The organism is Geobacter grbiciae, from assembly GCF_018531165.1.
Lineage (GTDB): Bacteria > Desulfobacterota > Desulfuromonadia > Geobacterales > Geobacteraceae > Geobacter > Geobacter metallireducens.
In genome coordinates this window covers 161,169-187,084 of the sequence record NZ_JAHDIW010000005.1, presented here as the reverse complement: position 1 = coordinate 187,084, position 25,916 = coordinate 161,169, and the positions used below count along the sequence as shown (strand labels likewise).

Annotated in this window: 12 protein-coding genes; all 12 read right to left on the bottom strand. The window is 62.4% G+C overall.

Annotated elements, in window-relative coordinates:
• Positions 1–35 precede the first annotated feature (35 nt).
• A complete protein-coding gene (locus KJB29_RS09040; protein ID WP_004512289.1) occupies positions 36–2,039 on the bottom strand; it encodes a right-handed parallel beta-helix repeat-containing protein in 2,004 nt (667 codons plus the stop codon).
• Positions 2,036–2,827 (bottom strand): carboxypeptidase-like regulatory domain-containing protein, encoded by a 792-nt coding sequence (locus KJB29_RS09035; protein ID WP_390138754.1) that lies wholly within the window; start codon positions 2,825–2,827, stop codon positions 2,036–2,038. The genes KJB29_RS09040 and KJB29_RS09035 overlap by 4 nt, the downstream gene beginning before the upstream one ends.
• Before the next feature lie 52 nt (positions 2,828–2,879).
• A complete protein-coding gene (locus tag KJB29_RS09030) occupies positions 2,880–3,560 on the bottom strand; it encodes a glycosyltransferase family 2 protein (protein WP_004512287.1) in 681 nt (226 codons plus the stop codon).
• A gap of 78 nt (positions 3,561–3,638) precedes the next feature.
• Positions 3,639–5,480: a tetratricopeptide repeat protein gene (locus tag KJB29_RS09025; RefSeq protein WP_004512286.1), complete on the bottom strand. Its 1,842-nt coding sequence runs from the start codon at positions 5,478–5,480 to the stop codon at positions 3,639–3,641.
• Positions 5,477–6,607 carry a radical SAM/SPASM domain-containing protein gene (locus tag KJB29_RS09020; RefSeq protein WP_004512285.1) on the bottom strand — a complete coding sequence of 377 codons (1,131 nt, stop codon included), beginning with the start codon at positions 6,605–6,607 and terminating at the stop codon, positions 5,477–5,479. The genes KJB29_RS09025 and KJB29_RS09020 overlap by 4 nt, the downstream gene beginning before the upstream one ends.
• Positions 6,607–7,659: a radical SAM protein gene (locus tag KJB29_RS09015; protein ID WP_004512284.1), complete on the bottom strand. Its 1,053-nt coding sequence runs from the start codon at positions 7,657–7,659 to the stop codon at positions 6,607–6,609. The genes KJB29_RS09020 and KJB29_RS09015 overlap by 1 nt, the downstream gene beginning before the upstream one ends.
• Positions 7,659–8,879, bottom strand: a complete 1,221-nt coding sequence (locus KJB29_RS09010; protein WP_004512283.1) for a glycosyltransferase family 9 protein — start codon at positions 8,877–8,879, stop codon at positions 7,659–7,661. Before KJB29_RS09010 ends, KJB29_RS09015 begins: the two co-directional genes overlap by 1 nt.
• A 47-nt stretch (positions 8,880–8,926) precedes the next feature.
• Positions 8,927–10,567, bottom strand: coding sequence for a tetratricopeptide repeat protein (locus tag KJB29_RS09005; protein ID WP_004512282.1), 1,641 nt, complete (start codon positions 10,565–10,567; stop codon positions 8,927–8,929).
• A gap of 2 nt (positions 10,568–10,569) precedes the next feature.
• On the bottom strand, positions 10,570–13,083 hold the full coding sequence (locus KJB29_RS09000) for a spermidine synthase (RefSeq protein WP_011365690.1): 2,514 nt from the start codon (positions 13,081–13,083) through the stop codon (positions 10,570–10,572).
• A 1-nt stretch (position 13,084) separates the two neighbouring features.
• On the bottom strand, positions 13,085–14,119 hold the full coding sequence (locus tag KJB29_RS08995; protein ID WP_004512280.1) for an ankyrin repeat domain-containing protein: 1,035 nt from the start codon (positions 14,117–14,119) through the stop codon (positions 13,085–13,087).
• 329 nt (positions 14,120–14,448) lie between these two features.
• Positions 14,449–23,100: a CxxxxCH/CxxCH domain c-type cytochrome gene (locus KJB29_RS08990; RefSeq protein ID WP_004512279.1), complete on the bottom strand. Its 8,652-nt coding sequence runs from the start codon at positions 23,098–23,100 to the stop codon at positions 14,449–14,451.
• Between the two features lie 97 nt (positions 23,101–23,197).
• Positions 23,198–25,807 (bottom strand): CxxxxCH/CxxCH domain c-type cytochrome, encoded by a 2,610-nt coding sequence (locus tag KJB29_RS08985; RefSeq protein WP_215734319.1) that lies wholly within the window; start codon positions 25,805–25,807, stop codon positions 23,198–23,200.
• Positions 25,808–25,916: the final 109 nt, after the last annotated feature.

Sequence of the window (25,916 nt, the reverse complement as noted above, 5' to 3'; positions counted from 1 at the left end):
GTGCCCTCGATGTAACTGCTTTTTGCCGGATCGCATCACTGCCTCACTCCGACGCCACTCGGAGGCCCGGGGAGAACGGGGGTCAGCAGCACCGCCCCCAGATCGGCATCGGTCTTTCTGTCGTATATCTTCGAATAAATTCTGTCCAGCGCCGCGGTTCCCCACCAGTTGTCCCGGGCCACCGTGTCGTACCGCTGCCGGTCGCCGAACCGGTAGTCGTGCGCCCGGTTCCCGCTTATGGCGTTGAACCTGATGACCGGCATCATGGCGTAGGCCGGGTCCGCCTCGTATTCGTCCGGCAGGAAATCCACCCGGTTCTGGCCGGAGGGGACGAAGAAAATCCCCACGTCGTTGTTGCGGATCAGGTTGTACTCCATGGTCACCGGCCCCTCCAGCCGGTGGTAGCGGATGCCGTAACGGTTGCGCTCGATGTCGTTGTGGACGATGACCAGTTCGGCCCTGCCGAACCGCAGCCCTTCGCTGTTCCCGGCAAAAACCGAATCGCTCACCACCGCCCGGGAGAAATGGGCCTGGAGCCCCGTGAAGGCGTGCTCCACCACGCAGTAGCGGAGCACGTTCTCCGCCCCCGAGGTAAAGAGGAGAATGTACGACCAATCCCCAGGCCGGGGCTTCTTCTCGGCGGACATGAACCGAATCCGCTGCCGCGGCGTCCCCGCCGCCACCAGCCTTCCGAGCACCCTCAGCTCGCCGTCGCCGATCCCGTCCTTGTCCCGGTCGATTTTCCGGAACCTCACCACCGTTCCCGGGAGGATGGTGAGGGTAGCTCTCCGGGACACCACCACCCTTCCGGCAATCTCCACCCGGCCGTTCCAGACCGTATCCCGGTCGATCACTGTGTCGCCCAGGCGCAGCGCAGCCTTGCGCCGCACGGATTTCTCCACCGTTGCCGCCGGCGCCGGGACTTCCCCGCTGGCGGTCATGACCCTGCCGACCGTTATTTTCACATCCTCAAGCTGCCCCGCCACGGTCACGGCGTGGTCCGCATTCCCTTCGTACAGTCCGAACAGCTCCCCCCGATGGGGCGACATGCCGGTAAACTCACGGGCAACGGGATAGTACGTGCCCGGCTCCTTCAACCCGATCGTGAAGGCGCCGGATGCGTCGGTTTTCGCCATGAATTCCGATTTCAGCCGGGGGATGTTCATGCGGAAGAGCTGGTTCGGCTCGCCCTTGAAGGCCATGACCACAAGCCCCGCCACGGGCTTGCCGTCCAGGCCGGTGACCCTGCCGGAAATGCCGTAGCGGCTCGGTTCCTCCGCGGCTCGCTCCCTGAAGCGGGCCAGTCCGCCCCGCTTCCCCCCCACCGACGCCCCGTCCGCCAGGAAACCCCGGACGTCGTCCCTGGGATAGCAGGGAATGACAACCGCCGTTTCCGTGCCGGGGGCCACGGTCACGGGATTGCCGGCAAAGTAACAGAAAAGATCCCCCCTGCGCAGCTGCATCACCCTGTCGGACGCCAACCGCTTCCGGGCCACCACCAGGTAGTCGCCCTCAACCGTGTCGATGGCGAATTTCCCCGCGGCGTCAGTGGTCTTCGTGACGACACCCAGCCCCTTGCACTGTTCCCCGGCGGCGGAATAGAGCGACACCTGGGCACCGGCCACCGGCTTTCCCTTGTAGGTGACGACCCCCGTGAGCCGGGAGATGTCGGACTTCCTCATTGCGGCCGGAGCCGTGGGGGTAGCGATAAAGGGGAGCCAGAGCTTCTCGCCGGCGACGGTCACGGGATTGGCGCCGTGGAACGAAAAATACTCCGACCCTTCCCGATTTCCCGTTGCAACCAGATGGTAGGCGCCCGGAGGGAGATTCAACCGGTAGAAGCCGGGCTTTTCCCCCGGCGAGGACCGGCAGAGGGGCGTTCCACCGCTGATATCCTTGAGGGAACCGTAGGCGGATACCACTGCCCCCTCCAGGGGCCCCTGCTCCGCAACCACCACCCCCTCCACCGGCGTTGCCCGACTGGGAGCCGGGAGGAGCAGGAGGACAGACAGCAACAGAAGCGATATTGCGGAATTCATTGCTGCTTGCGTTGCTGCGTACTGAATCTGGTGACCTGGATATCGATGCCCTGCCGGAGTTGCCCGCCATCAACGACAACGGGGCCGGAACCGTAAGCACCCAGGAATTCGCCCTCTGCCGGCTTCCCGCCGCCATAATGGGTACGGGCCTTGAGGAAATAGGTCCCCTTCCCGGTAAGGACCAGCACATACTTCCCGTCCGCACCGGTCTCGTTGGAGGCATAACGCGGCATCCCTTGCATTTCCGCGGCTTCGTAGGCAAAGACGCGGATACCGGCCACGGGTTGCCCCTGTTTGTCGGTTACGGTCCCTTCGATACCGGTCGTGCCGTCCTTGACGGCGGCCACCCCTTTCCGGTAGGGGACCGCCTCGGTGATGGTGCCGATATTCGTGGTTTTTCCGGCCTTCACCACGAACTCCTTCGGTTTCCCCTTCTTGTCCCGGGCGTAATACTGCGGATCCCCTTCCCGGGGAGGGCCGGCGCTGTTGGGGTCCACCCGTTTAAGCATGACCAGGTAGTACCTGCCGGCAGGGGCCTGCACCCGGAATCCCCCCTCCTGGTCGACGGGGGTTCCCATATCGGGGGTGCGCAGATACTTGTGGCCTGCCGGAGGAGGACCCTTGGCCACGTTGAACAGCAGCACCTGCGCGTCAGTCATGGGGCCGTACTCCTTGGTGATCCATTTGCCGGTGATGGTTCCGGTGTCATCCGCGGCAAAAACTGCCTGTATCGAGCAGAAAAACACCATCAGGAAAAAGCCGATCATTTTGTTCTTCAAGCAACTCACCCCCGATCTTTAGCGTGAAACGGCAGTACGCTTCCGTGACGTTATCAACCCATCACGTCAAAGTATACTTGGCTATGCATCTCACCGACGAAATGAAATCCCTCCAGCCGATTTTCTTCCCCTCGGCGGATGTTCTGCCGCGATATGATATCCCGACCTCACGTATTCTCACCCCCAGTTTCGCCAGCTTTGCGGTGATCTCCGGTTCACAGCCGAACCGGTTCTCTTCTATGGTGATCCGCTCCAGGACGTCCCTGCTGAAGACCTTGTAACAGGTTTCGACGTCGGTCAGCTCCAGTTTTGTCAGCGTGTTGGAAAGATATGTCAGTATCCTGTTCCCGGCCCTGTTCCAGAACGACATGCCGAGGCTGCGTTCCCCGGAGAGGAACCGGGAGCCATAGACCACATCGACCTCGCCGTTCAGAATCGGCTGGATCAGCAGCGGGTACTGTCCCGGATCGTACTCAAGATCGGCATCCTGAATGAGAACCACGTCCCCCGTAACATGCCGGAAGCCGCTCCTCAAGGCAGCCCCCTTCCCCATGTTCCGGTCATGGAGAACCACCGTGGCCCCAGTGGCACCCAGTTCCCTGACGATCTCCCGGGTGCCGTCGGTGGAGCAGTCATCCACAAGAATTATCTCCTTGTCGATCGTCACCGCCGCCACCTGTTCATAGATGGCACGAAGGGTTGCCTTCTCGTTGTAAACCGGCATCACCACCGACAGTTTCATGATTCGAAATCCGCCAAGGATAAATAACAGGGCTCATCGCATCGCCATCCGGCACCACGTATCATCGTCACAAGCATCCTATCTTCCAGCATTGTTCCGCACCAGGCGGTCGAAGCGCGGGCTGTCCCGCAGGGCCGACAGCCGCGGATCGTCGTACATCCGTCCGAAGTCGTCGTACCCCCGCTGCACGGCCTTCTCCAGCCAGGCGAGGCCGGCATCGGCATTGCCCGACAGGGCCTCGACGCTCGCCAGGGCATAGGCATTGGCGGCGTCCCCCGGCGCCTGTGCCTCCACCTGCACGAAGTATCCGCGGGCCTCTTCCAGGCGCCCCCGGGTCAGCGCCAGATTCCCCAGCAAGGACACCACCTGCCACGCCTCCGGTTGCAAAGAGTGTGCGCGCTGGTATGCCCTTTCAGCCTCCCCGTAGTCGCCCCGTTTCATGTAATTGGTGCCAAGACTGGCCCAGCCGGAGACGTAATCGGGCTTCAGCTCCAGGAGCCTCTTCAGCATCCGGTATCCCTGGTCAAGCTCCCCCGTGTTGGTGGCAATCTGCCCCAGGGCATGGAGGATCTCCGTATTTGACCGATTGAGCGCAAAGCCCCGCTGATAAGCCTCCCTGGCCTCCGCAATCCTGCCAACGTCCAATAGCGATCCACCCAGGATCTGCCATGCCAGATCGCTCCCCGGTTCCTTGGCAACGGCATCGCTCCAGAGGGTCAGGGAATTCTTCCAGACGCCGGTCCGCTGAAAAGAGGCCACGGAAAGGGCCGCCAGCACCGGCAGCACAACCGCATAGAGCAGGAAACGGCGCTCCGGTGCCAGGCGCTCCCACAGCAGTGCCCCGCCCGATCCGGCCAAGGCGGCCGCGCCGATGATTGGGAGATAGAGATAGTGGTCGTACAGCAGCGAGATGACCGGCACGATCTGGGAAACCGGCAGGAGCCCGACCCAGAAAAAGAGGACCCAGAAGGCGAGCCGCCGGTCGACCCGATACAGCCGGACCGAGGCCACGGCGATGCCGGCAAGGAGGAGGGCCGACAGGACCACTGTGGCGTCAACGGCCTGCCGGATCGGGGGAGCATAGGCGGCACTGAGGCCGGCGGGCCAGACCAGCATTTCCAGATAACGGCAGAACACGGGGAGCATCGTGTAGAGCGTCCCCAGGGGACTCCCGCCGTGGTAGGCGGTGCGGCCACCTTCCGCCACCTCCGGCGACTGGGTATAGAGGGTCAGGGCAGAAAAAATGCCGGCCAGCAGCACGTAGGGAACCTTGTCCGCATACCGGGACCGTCGGTCCCCATCGGCAAAGCAGTGGTCGTACAGCACCAGGATTACGGGAAGGACCACCGTGGTCGGCTTGGCCAGCAACGATAACAGGAACGCGCCGCAGGATGCCCCATAGCTCCATCGTCCTCTCCCTGTCGGGGCCAGGCGATAGCGGCAGTACTGTTTCCAGGCGATCAGGAAGAAGAGCAGGGCCAGGAGTGATTTTCTCTGGGAGATCCAGGCAACGGCCTCGACCTGGACCGGATGAACCAGGAAAATTGCCGATGCCACCAGAGCAACCAGACGCTGCCCGTACCAACCGAGGAGCAACCGGTAGATCAGGAGCCCGTTCAGCAGGTGCAGCAGGATGTTCGTCAGGATGAAGCCGCCGGGCCAGAGCCCCCAGAGCGAATAGTCAAGCATGTACGAAACGACCTGCACCGGGGCGTAATATCCGCCGAAGTAACCGGTGAATGCGCTGCGGATATGGTCCCATGAAAAACCGCGCACGGCTTCGTTATAGAGCACATACCAGTTGTCATCCCAGTTGGTCTGGAAATCATGGCCAAGGGCTCTCCCATACACAGCCAGGACCACCACCGCAAGGCAGACGAAATCCAGCGCCTGTTCCCGTTTCAGAGAAAAGAAATTCACCGCTCGCTCCCGCGTCGGAATCGCCCCCGCGCTTTGTGGTCGAACAAGAGATTCAGTTCCAGATGACAGTTCAGATAACAGTCCCGGCACGCGGACGCGATATCGCGATGGGTCTGGTACCCATCGGAACGCCACAGATCCACAAGGCTGCCATGCCTGACATTGCCGGCCCGCCGGCCCCAGCTCATCCGGGGAAAACAGGGGAACACGTCCCCATGGCAGTCCACCAACAGGGAATGGTACCCTGCCCGGCAGCGCACCGGAGACGGGACACCGGCGACCGATGACCGGAACAGCCGCAGGTGGGCGGGAGAATTTTCGACCATCCCCCGCTCCCGGCCCATTGCGAGCAGATACTCCACCAGCCGGTCGACTTTTTTCATGAAGGACTCATCGGGCGTCGCTTTGTCACCCCCATTGCCAGTGAGCGGCTGGCACGGAATGAACTCGATGCAGTCGGCGCCGAGTTCGCGGGAAAGTTCCGCCAGATCCCCGGCCTCGTCGATGTTGGCTTCACTGAGGACCGCCACCATCTTGATGCGCAGCGGCACTCCCCGCTCCCGGCGCAGCCGGTGCAGGCGCTCCACAGCCGCCGTGGCCCGCTCGAAGGCGCCGCCGCAGTTCCTGATCCGGTCGTGGGTCGCCGGAGAGGCCCCGTCCAGCGAGATATTGACCGATTCCACCCCGGCATCGACGATACACCGCGCCGCCGTGTCGTCGAGAAAATAACCGTTGGTGTTGAGATGGGTAATCATGCCGTTGTGCCGGGAGCAGGCCAGCAGTTCGTAGATGTCCGGGCGGAGCAGCGGCTCGCCGCCGGTAAAGCCGAGGCCCGGCGTTCCCAGGCGGGCAAACTCCCCGATGATCTCCTTGAGGCGTGCGGTGTCCAGCTCGTCGCCCCCGGTGCCAGCTGATTCCCGGCGCTTCGAGGGGATGTCGCACATGGTGCAGTCGCAGTTACAGCGGCGGGTGACCATGAGGCTTCCGTGAACCGGGCCGCACAGGGCTCGCCCGGCAAGCGGCGAGAGGTGCAGCAGCAGGTACTGGCGCGCCCGCCGGGCAAGCCACCCCACCCCATCCTGCTTCAGCTTCGCCAGCAGGAAATCGTGATAGACCTTCCTGATCATCACCCTTTGCCGCCTCCAGCAAACAGGTTCGCCATGATGGTCTGGTATGCCTCGCAGGGTGTCCAGCATCCCGGACAGGCCCCATCCCGAACTGCCTGCCTGACCTCGTGGCGCCGTGGGCTGCGCCAGAGCCGCCCCAGATCATACCCCCATTCCCTGAGGGAGCCGACCGGGGCGTCAAAACCGGTGCAGGGATAGACGGTGCCGCCCGGATCGACGTAACAGGAGGCGGCAGCCGCCTGACAGGCAAGCGGCGTAGTCCCTCGCTCCAGATACGGACGGACCAGGGATTGGTAGCGGCGTTCGAGGAACGAGACCGGACTCATTACCCCGCTCCGGCGCGACGCGCTGATCCGGTCCAGAAGGCGGCAGGTCTCCTCCGGAGCCGGCAGTCCCGAAAAGGTGGCATTATCGTAATAGAGCCCGGAAACATGGGCCACATTGACGTGGAGCTCGTCATCCGTCACTTCCACCTCCCGCCTGACCGCCTGGAGCATGCCGTCGAACCCGTCCAGATTGGCTTCCTGCACGGTGTAGCCGAGAAACACCGAAAAGCGCCGGGACCGCAGTTCCCGCAAGCGGCGGAAGGTTGCCACGGCCCGTTCCCACGAACCGTCCACCCCCCGGATCCGGTCATGGAGTTCGGGGGGACCATCGAGGCTGACCGAAACCATCAGGCGCGGCACCGACATCCTGGCGAGAAACGCCCGCACCACCGCCACGATCCGGTCGCTGTCATGGCCGTTGGTGGGGAAGTTGAGCAGGCAGAGCTGCCGGCAGTGCCGGTCGATGACATCGAGAATCCCGTCGATATCGTCGCGGAGGAAGATCTCTCCGCCGGTCAGGTTGATCCACGAGAACCGGTTCGAACGGGCCAGGAACCGGTCGATCTCGGAGAGGGAAAGCTCATCTCCGGCCGGCCGGCGCCAGATGTTGCACATGGCGCAGCGGGCCTGGCAACGGCTGGTGACCCCCCAGGTCATCCGGTACGGCTCCGGAAGGTCCCCCAGGTTGCTCCGCAGAACCCGGTATGCCAGCCGCGGGAAGCGCATCACCGCATACCCCCGGAGAGCCTGGTGAGCAGAAACGGGGCATCCGGCTCCAGGAAATTCCGCCGGATGGCAGCCGCCACATCTTCCACCCCGATGGCCCCCATGCAGGCCCCCCGTCCCGCGGGGTGGCGACAGACATGGAGCTTGGCGTTGAAGTTGGTGATGCAGGGGCTACAGTCAAGTCCCTGACAGACGGCCACGCCCCCCCTTCCCCACGGGCCGTAGAGGCGTGGCGTGTTGGGACCGTACAGCCCGACCACCGGTGTTCCGACCGCCGATGCCATGTGCACGGCCGCCGTGTCGGCCGAAACCACCAGATCGGCAGCCGCGATGAGGGCGAGGTAGTCCCGGAATTTCAGCTTTCCCCCCAGATCTAGGGCGGACAACGGCCGGTGCAGATGCCTTGCCGCTTCACGGGTCAGAAAGGCCTCTTCAGCCGCTCCGGTGAAGATGGTGCGGGCATTGTGCCCGGCATGAAGCGTATCGGCAAGGGAGGAAAACCGTTCGGGCGGCCAGCGGCGCTCACTGAAATTGCCACTGGTGCCGGCATGCATGACGACGCAGAGCTCATCCGGCCCGATTCCGATTTGCGCGAGCAGTTCCTTGCCGCGTTCGCGCAGATTTTCGCTGCCGCTGATCCCGGCCGCCGGCAGGCGATCAACCGGTGCCGCTCCGGCAGCCGCAACGAGGGCATGGAAGGAACGCGTGACATGGATCGCATTGTCGTACGGGACCTGAACGGTGAAATTGAGGCTCCGATGCTGTCCCTCGGTCCGGAACCCGATAATTTCCGCGGCCCCGATCTGGCCGGCAACCAGCGCGGAAAACCGCGCGAACTGCTCGAAGTCGATGATGATGTCGTAGCGGTTCCTTCTCAGCAGGGCGACGGCCCGCCGCCACGATAACAGGAAGCGGAGCGGACCGGCGGTGGTTATGGTGGCGACGCCGTCAAACACGCCGCAGGCCCGGATGGCATCCCGGTTGCTGTCCAGCGAGAGAACATCGATGGCGGCTGCCGGGTGGGCCGCACGCAGCGCCTGAACCGACGGGAGCATCATGAAAAGATTGCCGATCCCCCAGAACTTGATCAGCAGGATGCGCCTGACCGTGGCCGGCCGCTGCGGCTGCCGCTTCCCGAAGAGCCGCCCGGCAACAAAAATCCCGAAAAGTATCGGGATCCCCAGCCAGACATCGATGATGCGGATAAGCTTCCAGTTCATCCGACCCTACCGTCAGCCAACGCTATGGCGGGAGCGCATTCCATGGCTCAATACACCTCCCACGCAATGGGCCCGGTTGCATCGCCGGCCTCCCGAAAATCCGCCGCTGCCTCCTCCCCGCGCCCAAGGGCCATGAGCGCGGTTCCCCGATGGTAGAAATACTCCGGAACTGGCTTCAGATTGATGGCGGTGGTGAATTCGCGCACCGCATCCCCATAACGCCCGGCCCGGTTGAGGGCATCGCCCCGCATGGCATGCAGGTTGAACACCCCCGGGAAACCGTCCCGCTCCCCAATGGCGATGGAGTCGGCCAGATCGGCCGCCGCCTCCAGGTAGCGCCCCTTCTGCTGCCGGTAGTCCGCCCGGAGATAGAATGCCCTGCCGATCGGCTCGACGGCGATCACCCGCGACCAGAGCGTCTCCGGATTCTTCCAGGCGCCGATCAGGTGATACGAAACGGTGCCGCAGAGGATAGTCGCCGCCACGGCTAACGCCACGACCAGTTGACGCGACCGGCCACGACAGCGGGAAACCATCCCCCCCAGCAGACCGGCGCCACCAATGCTCAGGGCCACGCCGGGAAGATAGGTGAAGCGGTCCGCATAGGCCTGGGAGCCGTTCTGGAGAAACCCGAGGACCGGCGCCAGCGGAAGGACAAAGAGCAACCAGGCGGCCAGCAGCCCCGGCCGGCGCTTCCAGCCAAAGAAGCAGAAGCAGGTCAGGGCAAGAATCCCGAGAGCGGCCAGGTAATAGGACGCGGGGAACACACGGGGAAGCAGGTAGAGGTTCACCAGCCCCACCGGGAAGACGGCCATGCGGAGATAGGCAAACAACGAGCTGCCGGCAAGGATGATGCGCTTGTACAGCGGAAAAACATGAAACGAGACCAGGATCGACTCCCCGCTGGCAAGGGTTATAGTGGCGGCAACCACCGCCAGAGCCAGCGCGAAAAACGGCAGTTTTTCGGCGACCCTTTTCACGGCATTTTCGCGCGACAAACGCCCCAGCGGGTACCAGTCCAGTACCAGCAGCATCGCCGGGATAACCACGCTGACCGGCTTGGCCATGAGCGAGAGCAGGAAAAACAGCAGGGAAACCGCATAGGCGGACCGGGCACCCTTGCGCCCGTTGTCCTCGCGGTCAGCGTAGCAGAGGTAGGAAAAGATCGAGCCGAGCGCGAAAACGCCGTTGAGCACGTCCTTGCGCTCCGTCACCCAGGCCACCGACTCCACCCGCAGCGGATGAATCCCCCACAACAGCCCGGCCAGCAGCAGTACCGCCGGGTACAGGAAGCTCGTCCCCCCCCCGGACCATTCCCCCTGCCACCGCCGCAGCAGCCGGTCCGCGACCAGCACCACCAGGCCGGCATTCAGGGCGTGGAGCACGATATTGGTCAGGTGATACCCGAGCGGATCGAGCCCCCAGAAATGGTAGTCGATGGCAAAGGAGGCCCAGGTGAGCGGCATCCACCACCCCAGGTAGGAGGTGGTGAATGCCTCCCGGATGAACTGCCGGTCAAGGATCCTGATGCCGGGATTGTCGATCACGTAGTACGGATCGTCAAAATTGATGAAATCGCAGCCAAGGGCCCGCAGGTACACCGCCAGGCAGATAAGCGCGGCCCATGCTGCGGCAATGCCTGCGGCGTGCTTCGCGTATTTTTTCGGCTCACCCAAAAAGAATGGCATGTCTAGGGGCACAGTCCCGCGGGGATATTTCCGGAATAGGCGAATCTCATCCAGTATTTTACGTTATTGTTCTCAGGACTTAAACAGTAAGCTTGGCCAAGGTCTCTGATATCGTTGTAGAAACCATACCTGGTCAGCAGCAACCCCGTCTTCTGCTCCTTTCGGATGTCGCTGCGCAGCCGTTCATCACCACCGGTGAGATACCGCGTGACATCGGCCTGGAAAAAGGGAAGCTGCCGTTGCGGCGGGATTTGGGCCTGCATGGAGGACTTCTCGAAATAATGGCGCATATCCGTGTTCACACGGGTCTCGGCGCCGATCATCCGGCCCATCATCTCTTCATCAAGCCAGAAGAAGCCCGCCACCTTCGCGACTGAATCGAGCTGGTATTCCCCGGCCCTGAACCAGGGGGCGAGCCGGTCCAGGCGCTTCTGGAGCTTGCCGGCATCGAGCCTGAACGGTTCCGGCGTGGCGAGCATCAGGGCCTGGTTCGACCCGTAAACATACCAGAAGGTCGCATGGGGAAAGACGCTCCGGAAGGTATTCAGATAGATCGGGAAGAGCTCGCCCCGCATGATCTCGGAGACGGAGACCCACTGGGCAAAGACGCCGCCCGGGGGGAGGCGCCGCTTCACATCGCGATAAAACTCCCGGGTGTACAGGATCCAGCTGTCGTAGGAGCAGGGGTGGGTCGAGTCGCTGATGATCAGATCGTATTTTTTCCCGCTGGTCACCAGATAATTTCTGCCATCGTCATTGTGAAAGCGGAAGCGGGGCTCGTGGAACACGTCGCCGTTGAATTCCTTGAACAGATTGTTGATCCCCTCCACATCGGGGTTCAGATCGACCACATCGAGGGAAGAGATCATATCGGACGCCAGGACCGACCCGGCGGTAATCCCCGAGCCGAAGGCGATGACGAGGGCGTTTTGGGGCCGTTCGGCCCCATGGACGACAACCGGAAGCATCCCCAGGAGCTTGAAGAGCTGGGCGTGGTAGAAGCGGGTCGACGCCTCCTCGATGCCGTTCAGATACATGTCCCGGAATTCCCCCTGCTTCGGATCGTTCTGATCGAGCACCGTCACGTTGGCGGCGCGCCCTTCGTGAATAAGCCTGATCGTAACCTCGGGGGCCCCGGTCCACTCGGCGATCTTCAGGGCATAGCGGTTCATGATGTTCGGCAGGGCATTCAGCGTGATGAGCGGCATGAGCGCCGGAACCAGCAGCAGGGTCGCCCACCTGAAGCCGCGGGTCAGGGACGGGACGAAGCAGGCGACGGCAATGGCGGCGCAGATGCCGAACAGGAGCCCGACCGATCCCTGCAGGCCGATCCTCGGCAGAAGCTGATAATTGATGAGGCCGGCCCCCAGCATCCCGCCGACCGTATTGGCGGCGTACAGGAAGGAGGTCCCCCGGATCGCGGCTTCGCGATCCCTCGCGTGCAGGGTCCGGATGGCGAAGGGGAGCAGCGAGCCGAGAAAAACCATCGGGATGACGATGATGCCGAGGGCCTGCAGCGGGTAGCTGGCCGCCATGATAGCATAGGGGGTCGCAGCTAGCAGGATGCCCGACAACAGGGCAATGGCCCCGAACAGGCGCACCCCGTTCCCGCCGATCCTGTTATTTGCGGCATGGGCGCCGTTGGCCAGCAGCGCCCCGGCGCCGGTCCCCAGCAGGAAGCCGGTCAGGGCCAGCGCGAACGTGGATGCCAGATTGTTCAGAAAGAGAATCACCATCCGGGTGACCAGCACCTCGTAGGCAAGGGCCACAAACCCAACTAGGAAGGAGGAAACCGCCAGGAACCGGAACAGCCCCCCCTCGCCGGAAGCAGAAGTGCCTTCGTCGGCCACCTCCGGCTCCGGAGCGAGCTGGAAACAGGCCCGAGACGGAGACAGAACCGCTGCCACGGCCACACAGAGGACTGATACGCCGCCAAGTCCGGCGGCCAGCCAGAGCGTTGCCTGAACCCCCAGTTCGAAGAGCAGATGATACCCCCCCACGAAACAGCCCACCGCCGCCCCCACGGTGTTCACGCCATAGAGGAGCGCATGGCTGTTTTCGGGATACCTGGATCGCACCCCGGTCATGATGGCGGGGAACGTCGCCCCCATGAGGGTCGCCGGGATCAACAGGGCCACCACGGTGACGGCAAACCGCAGCAGGCTCAGCAGCGCCGGCTGTTCCCACTGCTCGGCCAGGGAGGAGAAGGCACCGGCAAGGAGGTCGAAGAGGATTGGCGAGAGGAGGATGTAGGCGGCAATGAGAACTTCAAGGATCGCGTAGGGAAGCAGCGAGCACCGGCGGCGCGCCAGGAGCTTCCCGCCGGCATACCCCCCGAGGCCGAGCCCCCCCATGAAGACCACGACGATCATGGAGGTCGCGGCGAGGGAATTGCCCACCACCACGATGAGCATCCGGTTCCAGGTAACTTCCGCACAGAGGCTCGCCGCACCGGAGGAGAAATAGGCAATCAGGCAGAGCAGGAGCTGAACTCCGGGCCGTAGAGGCTTCGTCACGTTATCGTCCCTTTTCCAGCAGTTCCACGATGGCGGCATTTCCCCTGGCTCGGGCTATATCCAGCGCGTTCTTGCCGCTGTCCATTGTGGCCGACACATCGGCCTTACGTTTCAGAAGCCCGCGCACCATCTCCAGATTCCCTTCCGACACGGCGATGTGCAGGGCCGTGAGTCCGTCGCGGTTCCTCACGTTCACATCAGCGCCGGCAGCCAGCAGGAGCCGCGCCACAGCCGTGTGCCTGCCTGCCAGGGCGAACATCAGGGCGGTATCACCCCCGCTGTGGACGTAATCGAGCTTTGCCCGGGCGGCGATCAGGGCTTTAACCACCTCCCCATGCCCGTTCATGGAAGCCGCCATGAGCGGCGTGACATCCTCGAAGTTCCGGTTATTGACATAAGCGCCCGACTTCAGGAGATATTTAACGATGGCGACATCGCCCTTATTGGCGGCGATCCAGAGCGCGTTCACGGCCATGCTGTTCATGTAGTTGACCCAGGCCCCCGCGGTGACCAGCTGCTTCACGGAATCCAGGCTTCCCGAGGCCACAGCCGACATGAGCGGCGTCCACTCGTCGATGTGACCGCCGCCGCTTTTCTTGATGCTTTCCGTATAATTGACATCGGCCTTGGCCTTGACCAATCTTTTGACGGCTTTCGCGTCACCCCCCATGGCGGCATCGAACAGTTCACCGTTGATGGAGCGTTTTGAGGAACTGACGGTGACTTCATTTCCTTCGAGGGCGATGTCGTAAATGCCGTCCCTGATGGAATCATTTTCGCGGCAGTTGCTGTACACCCCGTTGTAGGTCGTCAGCGCACCGTTTTGAACGATGGTCACCTTTTTCGTGCCGCCATGGACGCAGCGCATGACTTTACCGCTGTTCGCGCGCAGGCCGTCATGCCCGCCGAGGTCCCTGACCATGTTCTCGATCAGCTTCCGGGTCTGCTCCTGGTCGTATTCGTAGGCCGGAGCGGCCAGGGGGGCGGTCAGCACGGCAATCAGGGCACCGGTCAGCAACAAACATTTGTTCAGCATCGTTTTTCTCCGTTAGTGGCGGCAATTCCGCGGATTCTCGGGCCACCTTGCTGAAATCACGAACAGTATACTCTTCACTCCGTACCACGTTGCAAGCGCTGAATTGCCCTTGCAACATGAATACCCACCCCCTCAAATGACAAAAGGTGGGACCATGAACAGGCCCCACCTCTGTCTCCCCTTGCGGTCTCCGCCTCAGCAGGGATGAACATTCGCCGATCCGACGATCCTCGGCTTGACATAGCTGCGCTTTTTCATCCGATCATCTCCTTTCTGTGTGCCGGGGCGGGGGCAAGCCACGGACTCCCCCCCGCCTGTCTGCCGGCATTCTACCACGGTGTTTTGTTGTTCCAGTGCTGCGTCGTGTAGTTGGTGTAGGTTATGCCACCGGCTGTTGCCGTGTTGTGGCACTGGGTCTGGGTGGTCAGGGTCAGTGCCGGCGCCGCGTTCTGGACCGTGCTCTGGGACTTGCCGAAGAACCAGGTCCCCGGGTTGATCGCCGAGCCACGGGACTTGAACCCGCCGCCGCCTACAGGGAACCGTCCCTTGCCGGCCCCGCTCTGATACCATTTCGAGTACTCCACCGGATTCCCGCCGGCAGCCACCCCGCCGCGATGTTTGGCATCGAGGCAGTTGGTCACCATGAGCCGTGGTAGCCGGGCGTTGTGGGGCGTGTGGCACTTGGAGCAGGTGAAGGCATGCACTTTGTTGCTCACGTTGCCGCCGCTGCCCGTTGTGAGTGCCCAGCCATCGACGGTGTTGTGGATCCGGGTCATGGCTTTCCAGCTTCCGGTCGAACCGGGGGCACCGGTCACCGCCGCCGTGTTGTTGAGCACCGACTTGTTGTGGCAGCCGGTGCAGAGCCCGGCGAACTGGGTATCGGCCGTGGTCTGCAGTGTCGCGGCGGAAGTGGTGAACGTCCAGGACCGGGCGGTCGTCGGTTCGCCCACCGTTCCCGCCTGCATGCTGTTCTGGTCGATGAAGTACCGGGGCGTGCTGCCGACGGTAATGGGCACATAGGACGATGAATGGGTACTGCCGCCCCGGGCTTCGTTGGTGTTCCGCGGTGCCGAATCCTGCCGGTAGGGGGAGGTGACCCAGGTCCCCTTGAGGAGCGGCACGCCGTAGTTGCGGTCGCTCACATAGGTCGTGTTCTTGCTGACGCCATGGGGGTCGTGGCACGGCGTACAGAGGCCGTTGATGGGCGAGGAAACCCCGGCCGAGTACGGATTGTCCTTGATGCCGTTCGCGAACGTCCGCTGGGTGACGGCAGTGGTCAGCGGTGACGACGGGCCGTAGTGGCCCCCCTTGTTGCCAGGGTTGCTGGCCTTGTACGGATAGGTGACCGTCATGGCAAAGGTGGAGTAGTTGCCGAAGTACGGCTTGTCATGGAAGCCGTAGATGGGCTGGTTGGAGCCGAAGGTGTCATTGTAGCCCCACGGCATGGAGGTATTGGACGTCTTGTTGTTGTGGCAGTCGAAGCAGAGGGACGCACCCGTGTTGTAGGCGTTCCTGTTGGGCGCGGCCGAATCGCCGCCTGCCACCGGCGCATAGGTGGAGTTGTAGCCGCCGACCCCCTGGACGGTGGTCTTGAGCATGCCGCCGCTGTAGCGGCCCGTGGCGCTGGAGTAGCTGGTCATGATGCCGCTGGCCACGGTGCCGTGGGAGTTGTGGCAGTCGAAGCAGAGCACATTGTTGACGGCGCCGCTGGTGTTGCTGTGTTTCGGGCCGCCCGTGTAGGAGCCGAACGCCCAGCCGCGCTGGTTGCCGCTGGCATTGCCATGGGCGGAGAAGGCCTTGTTAAGCCCCTTCTTCACCGTGTCGTTGCCGGTGACCTTGCCCCACAGCGTGGTGGCGGTGGAACTGTACCGGTTGAAGATGCTGCTGTTGTCCCAGGCATAGGTCTTGGGTGTCCTGGTATCGCCGCTGGCGCTGAAGGGCGTTGTGGCATTGTTCTTGGTGCTGTGGCAGCCGATGCAGACGTTGTTGATCTTGGCGTATTCCGTCCGCTTGCGGGTAGCGCTTCCCGCGGCCGTGTACCTGGTGAAGACCGTGCCGCGCGTGCCGTTGCCATAGAGCACCAGATCAACCGACTTGCCGGTGGTCCGGTCATGGTAGGTGGCATTGGCGGTGCCGTCGGCGTTTGCCTCCATATGGCACGGGTAGCAGTAGGTGGCGCTCATGGTTACACCCTGGACGTGGTGCGACGCGCCGGCAAACTGCGGGATAACCGCGGTGCGGCCGCCGACCTCGCCGCTGTGGCAGCCGATGCAGGTCGGCTTGTTGGTGCCAGTGGCATAGCTGCCGCTGGCAGATCCGCCGTTCCAGGCCGGACCGGTGGTTGCGTCGGAAACGTGGCAGAGGATATTCTTGCAGGTACCGGTCCCTTCGGTGGCGCCGGGTGCATACACGCCATTGGGACCGACCACTGACGAGTTGAAGATGATGTCAACCGTGCCGTTCACATGGAGCGGGTTGCCGGCGCCGGAACCGTAGTGGCACATGACGCAGTCGATGCCGTAGCCTCCGTTGGCCGAACTGGCGGTATGTTTCTGGTGCGCGCCGGTGTACCTGCCGGCCGAGGTCTGGTCCCGGTGGCAGGAGTTGCAGGTGGTGGCGCCGCTACCCCAGGTGATCGCCTTGAATTGGTGATCGTAAACGTCGCTGTGGCAGTAGACCTGGCAGGTGCCGTACGCGGCGCTGGGCGCCAGGTTGCCGGTGCCGCCTTTGGCCGCAAAGGACGAGGCGCCGGCGGCTTTGTAGCCGGGAACGACAACATTGCCGAGGCTGTCTTTAAAGCTGTCGTTGACCGCAATCTGGTTCATCCGCTTGGCGGAGGTGTAGAACTCCCACTCCACTTGGCCGTTCACGTGGTAGTTGTTCTCCTTGACGCCGTGGCAGTTGGAGCAGGCCAGTTTCGGCTCGCCAAAGAGCGTGCCCACATGGGCGCCATGGGACCCCCTGGTCCGGTAGGTTTCGCCGGTCACGCCGTGGCAGCTGCCGCAGGTGGCCTCGGTATAGCCCAGCTCCCAGTCCGGCTTGGTGTTGCTGCCGCCCCCCAATGGTGGCAGGGCCGCGCCCGAGCCGCCACCGTGGCAGTACACGTTCTCACAGGTATTGAGCTTGGCCGTGTTCGTGGTCCGCCGCACGGTGGTGCTGGTGATGGTCGCGAAGTAGACAATCGGCTGGGAATAGCTGTTGGTCAGGGTGGAGTAGCCGTAGAACGTTCCGCGGCGGACCTTGCCGCCAAAGGCGTTGAAACCGATCTCCAGCTTGTAGCTGGGCATGTCGCCGGAATTGTTGTAGTGGCAGAAAGTGCAGCGCTTGCCGATATTCGGGTTCAGGAAATGCCCCTGGTGCGCGCCGGTCATGCCGGCACTCAGGGCATTAATCGGCGGGTTGGTCATGCTGTTGTCGGTCGGCGGGAGGCCGTGACAGGTCAGACAGCTGTCGACAACGCCGTTGGCGTGGATTTCCGGCTTGGTGAAGCCGTTGCCGGCCGCATTGACATGCTTGTGGCAATTGATGCACTGGTTGGCCTGGTAGGGGCGGCTGTTGTCATCGTCCCAGTGATTGTATCCGGGGAGCGGTGCCGGCGGCGGTGATGCGTGACACTTGTTGCAGTCGGCGGTGGTACCGTTCAGGAACGGTGCATTCCAGACCGGCGAGGCGATCCGGCTGGCATTGGGGGTGGCTCCGTCGCTCACGGCGGAACCGTAGAGGCCGGTCCCCTCGACGGAGTCCATGCCGGAGCCGTGGCACCAGATATTGCTGCACTGGTGGGCACCGTAGTTGTAGCCGGGCTGGTGCTGGGCGCTGGTGTAACCGGTCAGGACCGCGCCGCTCGATGCGGTTGCGCCGAAAGTCAGCTCGGCCGGCAGCTGCGAGTCGATATGGCCGGGAGTGTAGGGGCCGGTCGGCTTGTTGTGGCATTCGGAGCAATCGTACTGGGACGACAGCTTGAACGGCATCGAGGTGATATGCTGGAAGTGGGCGCCAACGTACGGGTCCGTGTTCGAGGTGGTCCCGTTGGGGCCCATGGTGCTGTAGAAGCCATTTTTGAGGGATGGATCCGTAGTGTGGCACTTGTCGCAAAGCGGGATAGCGTCATTGGCCGGGCCCCAGGTCAGCGCGGTCGGGCCGGTCTTGGGACGGCGCAAGCCGTGGCAGTTGCCGTTGTAGCAGGTGCCATAGGAGGCGGAGCCGGGCACCTTGGCCGAGCTGTAGGAATAGTGCGTGTTCTCGGCAAGGCCGCCGAACTGGAAGTTTATGTAGTCGTTGGCATGGTTGAGCGGGTTGGCGTCACCGCCGTTTCCATGGCAGATGCGGCAATCAAAGCCCGTCACGCCGGCGCCGGCATGCTGCGGATGCCCGCCGGTCACATTCGGCTGCGCCTGGTGACAACTGTTGCAGGTGGTCGTCCCCCCCCAGGTCGGGGTGGAATAGGACGTCGGGGGACCGGTGCCGTTGTTGCTCTGGACATTGCTGTGGCAGTAAAGGTTGGAGCAGGAACCGTAACTGCCCGGCGGCGTGGGGGCCGGAGCGCCGGTGTTCCCCTTGTCCACGCCCCTGTAAAGGGCCAGCCCGAAGGTTCCGGGAGGCAGCGTGGAGAGATCCCATTCCACATTGCCGTTGATGTGGGCCGAGCTGGTGGAGTAATTGCGGAAACCGTGGCACTTGCTGCAGGCAATGCCGTTGCCGAAACCGGGTTCATTGCTGGCATGCTTGTGGTGGCTGCCGGAGGTGGGGGGCTGGTCGTTGGTGGCGGCATGGCATGAGCCGCAGCCGACCTGGCTGATGCCGGTCCAGGCCGGATCGGTATTGTAGCCGCCATTGCCGTCCCAGCCGTGGCAGTAGACATTGCAGTTGATTATGGTGCCGGGTGCCTGCTGCACCGTCGTGCCCGGGGCGGTCGCAAAGGTATAGCCGTTACGGGGCGTCAGCGAACGCATTATGCCGGTGGTGTATTGGCCGAACCAACCGGGGAAGCTGGTCCCGTTGACCTTGAACCCCATATTGATGTTTTTGTCCGGTACGGCGGTGACCAGGTGGTTGCCGTTGCTGTGGCAGGCCTGGCACTTGAGGCCGCGGTCGTTGTGCTTGCCATGGGAGCCGGCATTGGTTGCATACGAGGAGAGCACGTTGGTCGTCGGCACCACCAGCTGCTCCTTGATGGTGGGGGGATAGCCGTGGCAGTCGGTACACGACCCCGCCTGCGCCACCGTCTTGAAACCGAGCTTGTGCGAGTGGCACTTCATGCAGTCTTCGTTGTTGTTATGGTCCTTCCAGGTCACCTTCGACGAGCTGTACTGGTGGAAACGCGCATTGTGGTGGCAGACTTCGCACACATTGGTGGTGGCTGTCCCGCTTCTGTGGTCATTGCCGAAAACACCAGCCACATTGGCACTGGAAGCGGTGGAGAGAATATTGAACACGACCGGCCGGTTACCGGTCGGGGTGGCGATGCTGTTTTTGACCTGCTTGATATTGGTGGCGGTGGGGGAATGGCAGGTGGCGCAGTCGTAATTCTTCCCCCAGATACCGTACTTGGTGGTGCCCAGTTGCAGACTGCTGTGCATCATGGTGCCATATTTGTTGACCGTGACATAGACCGGGTCCGCGTGCAGGGTTTCTCCGCCGGAGCTCTTGGCGACCTTCACCTGGAAGGTCTTGACCGCCCCCTGAACCGCGCCGGGCTTCGCGGTAATGTTCAGCTTCGTATACTGCGACCCCATGGTCGGGATTATGAAGTTGTTGCCGCTGAATGTGGAGACGGTGTAGTTGCTGTCGTCGATGTCGGTGCCCACTATCGAGAGCGTGTAGGTGGTTGCCGCACAGACGCCCGTGTCGTTGCTGGTGATGGCGACATCCAGGCCCAGCGTATTGCCGGCCTTGATGTATGAGGCATTGGGATTGATCTCAAGTGAGGGAAGCTCCGTACATCTGTTCTTGATACTGGCGATGGCGCTGCCGGCGGTTCCCACGCTGACGTTGTTGACCGAGTCCACCGCACAGGCGCGGTAGCCGTACGAAATGCCTTCATCCAGGTTTTTGTCGATAAGTGATGTGCCCGTGCCGGAGTAAACCGGGAAGGTCTTTACGTTGTCCACCGTGCAATTGCGTGGCGGCGGCGCATTCCCCAGGCCACGCACGACAACGTAGCTGACCGCGCTCCCGCTGGTATCGGTCGCGGTGGTCCAGTTCAGGTTGATCTCGGCGCGGTCAATATCATTGTGATAGGTGCCGGTGGCGACAGTCAGGGTCGGGTCGGTCGGCGGCTGCTGGTCCATGATGACCGTTGCGCTGGACGGGTCGCTCAGCAGCAGCCGGTTGGTCGTCCTGGAGTGGACCACCGAGACAACCTGGGCCTTGACGTCGTAGGTAATCCCCTGGCCCGCCTTGGGAGTAACGGCCACGTAATAATCGGTGGGCGTGGTGGTGGCGGCCAGGCCGGTGGTCGTGACCTGCCAGTTATTGACCTGGGTGGGAGAAGTCAGGTGCCCGAAGGAAGTGCCGTCAGCCTTGATGATATCAAGCCGCGCAACGTAGTCGGAGATGACCTTGCCCGCGGGCAGGGTGCTGGTCGTCGAAAGCGTGACCGTGACGCTGGAGAACGTGTCGTTGACCCCGCCGTTGGTGGCAAGATTGAACGCATCCAGCTTGGTGGCGCCGGCGCCGGAAGGAACGATCACGCCGGGAGGCTCGGCAGTGCCGCCGCTCACCGTCGTGGTCGGCAGGATCGTCAGATTCGCCGACGAACTGTCGCTGTTCTCGCCGATGGTGCCGGAAGTGACAACCGCCAGGTCACTGACCAGAGCGTTCAGGATTACGTTGGTGTTGGGGGTGTCGCCGATATCGACGACCACCAGGAATCGCTTGGTCTTGTTGTCGATGGCCAGGCTGCCGACCGAAACCGTCGCGACGTTGCCGGTGATTACGGAGGTGGACCCGATCAGGGTGTCGGTGCCGTCAAGGGCCCCAAGCATGCCGCCGGTCGAGTTGTCCTGATAAATCCAGACATTTTTGATATTTGTGCTGTTGAACAGGGGGTTGCCCTTGATCGAAATCGAAGAGACGGTCTTTGCCTTGGAAGCGCTCAAGGTGAACGAATCGATCACCTTGCTGGTGTCGCCCGCATAGACGTTGGCATTGACACTGGGGAAACCGTCGCCCACATCGACGTTTTCATTCAGGGCCGCCGTTTCCTCCACCTGCAGTTGGGCGCCGACCGCGCCGCCGAGGCCGATCTGCGCATTGGCGGTGACGCCGATCTGGATGCCGAGGCGGGCGCCAAGGGGGACATTGGAAAAATCCTGACCGGACAGGGAGGTGGTAATGGTCTGGCTGAGAGTACCGGTGGATTTGTAGGTCGATGCAATCGGGGCATTAACCCGCACGCCCCCGCTGGTGACGTAGAACATCTGCAGGGTGACCGTGCCGCCGCCTGACGGGGTATAGAGCCGGTAGGTAAAACTGCGCCCCTTGATGGACAGCATATCGGAGTGGTAGCCGTCCCCGCTGAAATAGAGCCTGACGAAATCCGGCTGGGTGCTGCCGCTGGTGTTGCTGTAGTTCTGCCCCGCCACACTGGCACAAGAGTGGTTGGGGTAGTTGAGCAGGCCGACCAGCGGGAATGCCGACCCTGCCGTGGTTCTGGTAATACAGGTGGAGGTTGTGGAGCCCGGCCCGCCGGTTTCGGCGATGTTCGTCAGTGACGTGCCGGCATCCCAGTCCGCCGCGTAGTTCTTGACGACCGGGGTGCCCCCATACTGGATGAGGGGCGTTGAGGACGACGTGCTGGTCACATTTCGCACGCCGTTCGTCGCCGCGGCGTCGACGGTGAAATAACTGCCATCCACAATGCGGGCGCCGACAGTGGTGTTATAGGTCGCGTTCTTGCGAATGGTGTAAGTGATGAAATAGCGCCGGGGCGTGGCGGTAAGTGCTTCCGGAGTCGGCAACGAATACCCCTGTTTGGTCAACTGGCTGAAATTGTATGGTCCGCCGATCAGGGTGTCGGTGGGTTCGAAGACGCCGTCATTATCGGCATCCCGGTAGATCGAAAAGGAGACGTCTCCCGGTTCGTCCACCGGCAGAAGGGGGTTGAGGACGCTGGTATTGGTGCCGATCTTATCCAGAAGCCCGCCCGACCAGTTGACCCCCCCGGCCACGTTGGTGTACAGGTCGAATCTAAGCATGGGAACATTGGTGTCCCCCTGGGTGACGGAGGTGAGACCGCCGGCATAGTAATCGGCCAGGTTTGAGACGGTAACCGAATCAGCCACATAGGGGGCTTCGGTGACGGTAAAGAACGAATAGTTGCTTCCGCCCCCCCAGAAGAGGCGGGCCGACGAGGCGGTACTTGCCAGGCGGGCGGTGATGACCACCTTGATCCGCTGTCCGGCATCTATGGTCTGCAGTGCAGGATTGGTGAAGGTCATGTCCAGCGGCGTCTGCACCGAGGGATGGGCCTCCATCTCGTCCGATGTCCAGAGCAATCTCGCGTTATTGGCGGCACCGGTAGCCGTGGGGTTGCCGGTGCCGGGGGCCACCGCCGGGTTATAGGCGTAGACGTAGGCCTTCCAGTAAATGGCATTTGCGGTGCCGTTGCGGTCCCTCACGCCGATCGTGACGGCAGGCGCGTTAATGGTCTGCTTGGCGGCATAGACCGGCCCATAGGCGCTGATCATCCTCTGTTCGGAGGTATTGGACGCGGCGCTGACACTGCGGGAGAAGGCATAGACACCGACCTTCATGGATATTTTGCCGCCGAGCGACGCCGCGGTGCTGGTGCTGCCATCGGCGCCGAGGTTCACCGATGTGGAATCAGTGGTGAAATAATAGGTCTGGGTGGCTGTATCGCCAATCATCGGCTTGAACATGATCTGATACAGGAAACAGCCCACGACCAGCATCACAATGATGCCGATTTTAGTCCGCAGCCCCATGCTCCTGATCTGCCTGGCGATTGTCGTTCCCATATAAGTTCCCTCGTTCAGTGCTGGAAAGTCCGTTACTTTGTTACGACGTACAGGGGCAAAAACACCTCCCCCCTGTACGAAGCGCATACCTTACCGGTTACATGGCGTTATGGCAATTGACACACGTTGTCGCGCCGTCATTATCGGTCCATTTCACGCTCTGGCTGTTATGGCAGGCGACATTGGAGCAGGTCTTGCTGCCGCCGTCCCACATGGTTGCCGTGTTGAGCGCTGCCTTGGCGGAGTCGTACGCGCCGGAGGTCTTGTACCCGCCGTTGCGCTTGAAGGTGCCGCTGTATGATGTGAAGTAGATCGACCGCATCTGCGCCTTGGATAGCACGGCAACCGGCTTGAACGCCACATCAACCGTGCCGTTGACGTGCTTCGACCTGTCGGCAATGACAGCTGGGTTTCCGGCCAGGGCCCCCACGCTGTTGCCGGCATAGTGGCAGGTCTTGCAGACGAAGTTGTCATCGTTGCGGTCGGCGGTGACCGTCAGGTAATGGCAGATGTTACAGCCGATGGTTGTTGATGTGGCGGCATTGCCGTGGCTGCTGTCACTGCCGGTGCCCGCCTTGGCCAGGCCGCTCGGACTGCTGTAGATCCCCATGGCATGGATTGCAATCTGGTGGCCCCCCGGGTTGCTGGTGTAGCCGAGGAAGCGGTTGTTGTAGTGGGACTTGGAACCGGCAATGGTGGTGTTGGGGGCGTTGCCGTGGCAGTTGGCGCAGCGGTCGCCGGTGAAGCTGCCGCCGTACCAGTCCGGCGTGGTGGCGTAGACCAGGCCTGCGGCGTTGCCGTTACTGTGGCAGTAGGCCATCGAGCACCTGATGCTGACTTTGGTCGTGCCGGTGATGCCGCTGTTGGCGACGTTGATGCCGACCGCTGTTGCGCTGTTCTTGGCGCGCAGGGAGCCCACACCGGCCTCATCCTTCTTGAGGGTCACATCAATAACGCTGTTGTAGTGATTGCCCGTTGCGGTGACCGGATGACAGTTGGAGCAGCCGAAGTCGTATTCCGTCGCCGTGGAGCGGTTGGCGGTGTAGTTGTACATGGTCGGCGAGGCGGTGGCGCTGATATGCTTGGCATGGGCGCCGCTTGCCAGCAGCACGGCAAGGGTGTGGCAGCCGAGGCAGTTGATGGGTGTCGATGTTCCCCAGGCCGGGGTGGTAGTGCTGTAGTGACAGTTGACATTGGAGCAGGTGCTGTAGCCGTTGCCCGGCCTCGGGTTGCCATTGTAGACCGCCGTAGCGCCGAAATTGGACGGGAACGCAAGGTCTATCTTCCCGTCGGTGTGCCGCGATAGTCCGCTATGGCACGAATTGTTGCAGCTGCCGTTGAACGGCAATCCGCCGACGTTGTGACAGACTATGCAGCGTGTCGCCATGGTATAGGGAGTCGCTGTCGATGACAGATGCTTGGTATGGCTGCCGGTCGCAATATCAGCCTCCATAAAGTGGTTGCCGCCGCCGTGACAGGTGCCGCAGGTGCCGCTTGCCGCATTACCCCACGTGGGCTGCCGGTAGGTTATGCCGACCCCCCCGTCGTTCTGGACGTTTGAATGGCAGTAGACATTGTTGCACTGCCCGTAGGCGGTGCCGGGGTCCTTGGCAAAGGGGGTCGCCTGGCCCCCATAGGTGCCGTTGACGGCAGTGGTGAGGCTGTTGAATTTGATGTTGACCTTGGCGTTGACGTGGGCGGTGGTGTCCGCAATGGCCATGGTGCCGTTGACCGTGGCGGCATGGCACTTTGCACAAGCTATATTATTTGAATAACCTTGCGAATCAGTACCCACGTGCCGTTTATGGCTGCCGGTGGCCATGGCGTTGCCGGAGGCGTTGTTGGACCTGTGGCACCCCGTGCAGTTGGCCGGCAGGGGGGTTCCCCAGGTCGGGACGGTGACGGTGGAGAAGTTGCCCATGCTTTTCTGGCCGTTACTGTGGCAGTAGAGGCTGGTGCAGGTGCCGAACCCATTGGTCTGGCTCGGCAGGTAATCGTTGAGGGGGCCGGAATAGGCGCCGCTGCCATTGTTGGGGGCGGCGGAGAAGCTGATGTTCAGATTGCGATGCCCCGCGCTGGTGGCATGCTGGAAGGTCGTATTGTTAGAATGGCATTTCTGGCAGTTGGCGGCGCCGGCATAGTACTGGTCGTGCCGGGAGTGGCTGCCGGCCGCGCCCGATGTTCCGCCGTTTGGCGGGGCGCCGTGACATTTATTGCAGTCGGCCGGAGAGGTGAACGCCGTGGAGCCCCACAGGGGAGTTGCCGCCTCGAAGTGGCAGTTGACATTGCTGCATGACCCGGGGACCGGAATGGACGTCTGGTTCCTGAAGGTGACTGCCGATCCGGATACCTTGTACAGGCCGCCGCCGGAAGCCGGCGAGGTATTGATATTGGGTGCCATCTGAATTTTGCCGTCCCGGTGGCTGTTGAGATACCCGGAATTATTGTGGCACCTGGTACAGTCGCCGGCACTGGCGGGAGAGCTGAGATGGGTGCCGTGATTGCCGGCAAAACCGCCGGTGGAGATGTTGCGGAAGGCGGCGTCCGCCGGCGGCATGCCGTGACAGCCGGAACAGCTGGTGATGGTTCCGGCGTGGACAGGGGTCGTACCGCACAAAACGAAGAGAACCAGCGCCATCGAAGCCGCAAAGGCAACCAGCACTGGTACTGCACCAGAGGTTCGTTTCGTTCTATTCTCCGTACCCATGACTTCCCCCACGTCAAATCATGATGAGCACAACAACGTCCAGACGTTCAAAAAAAGGAAAATTATGACACCAGCCTGTCAAACCACTGTTAATTCGGCCTCAAAGGCT

What these genes read in the sequence shown, in the direction of transcription:
- KJB29_RS09030 (WP_004512287.1), bottom strand. Translation starts at nt 3,560, where the DNA reads ATGAAACTGTCGGTGGTGATGCCGGTTTACAACGAGAAGGCAACCCTT.
- KJB29_RS09005 (WP_004512282.1), bottom strand. Translation starts at nt 10,567, where the DNA reads ATGCCATTCTTTTTGGGTGAGCCGAAAAAATACGCGAAGCACGCCGCA.
- KJB29_RS09040 (WP_004512289.1), bottom strand. Translation starts at nt 2,039, where the DNA reads ATGAATTCCGCAATATCGCTTCTGTTGCTGTCTGTCCTCCTGCTCCTC.
- KJB29_RS08985 (WP_215734319.1), bottom strand. Translation starts at nt 25,807, where the DNA reads ATGGGTACGGAGAATAGAACGAAACGAACCTCTGGTGCAGTACCAGTG.
- KJB29_RS08995 (WP_004512280.1), bottom strand. Translation starts at nt 14,119, where the DNA reads ATGCTGAACAAATGTTTGTTGCTGACCGGTGCCCTGATTGCCGTGCTG.
- KJB29_RS09015 (WP_004512284.1), bottom strand. Translation starts at nt 7,659, where the DNA reads ATGCGCTTCCCGCGGCTGGCATACCGGGTTCTGCGGAGCAACCTGGGG.
- KJB29_RS09010 (WP_004512283.1), bottom strand. Translation starts at nt 8,879, where the DNA reads ATGAACTGGAAGCTTATCCGCATCATCGATGTCTGGCTGGGGATCCCG.
- KJB29_RS08990 (WP_004512279.1), bottom strand. Translation starts at nt 23,100, where the DNA reads ATGGGAACGACAATCGCCAGGCAGATCAGGAGCATGGGGCTGCGGACT.
- KJB29_RS09020 (WP_004512285.1), bottom strand. Translation starts at nt 6,607, where the DNA reads ATGATCAGGAAGGTCTATCACGATTTCCTGCTGGCGAAGCTGAAGCAG.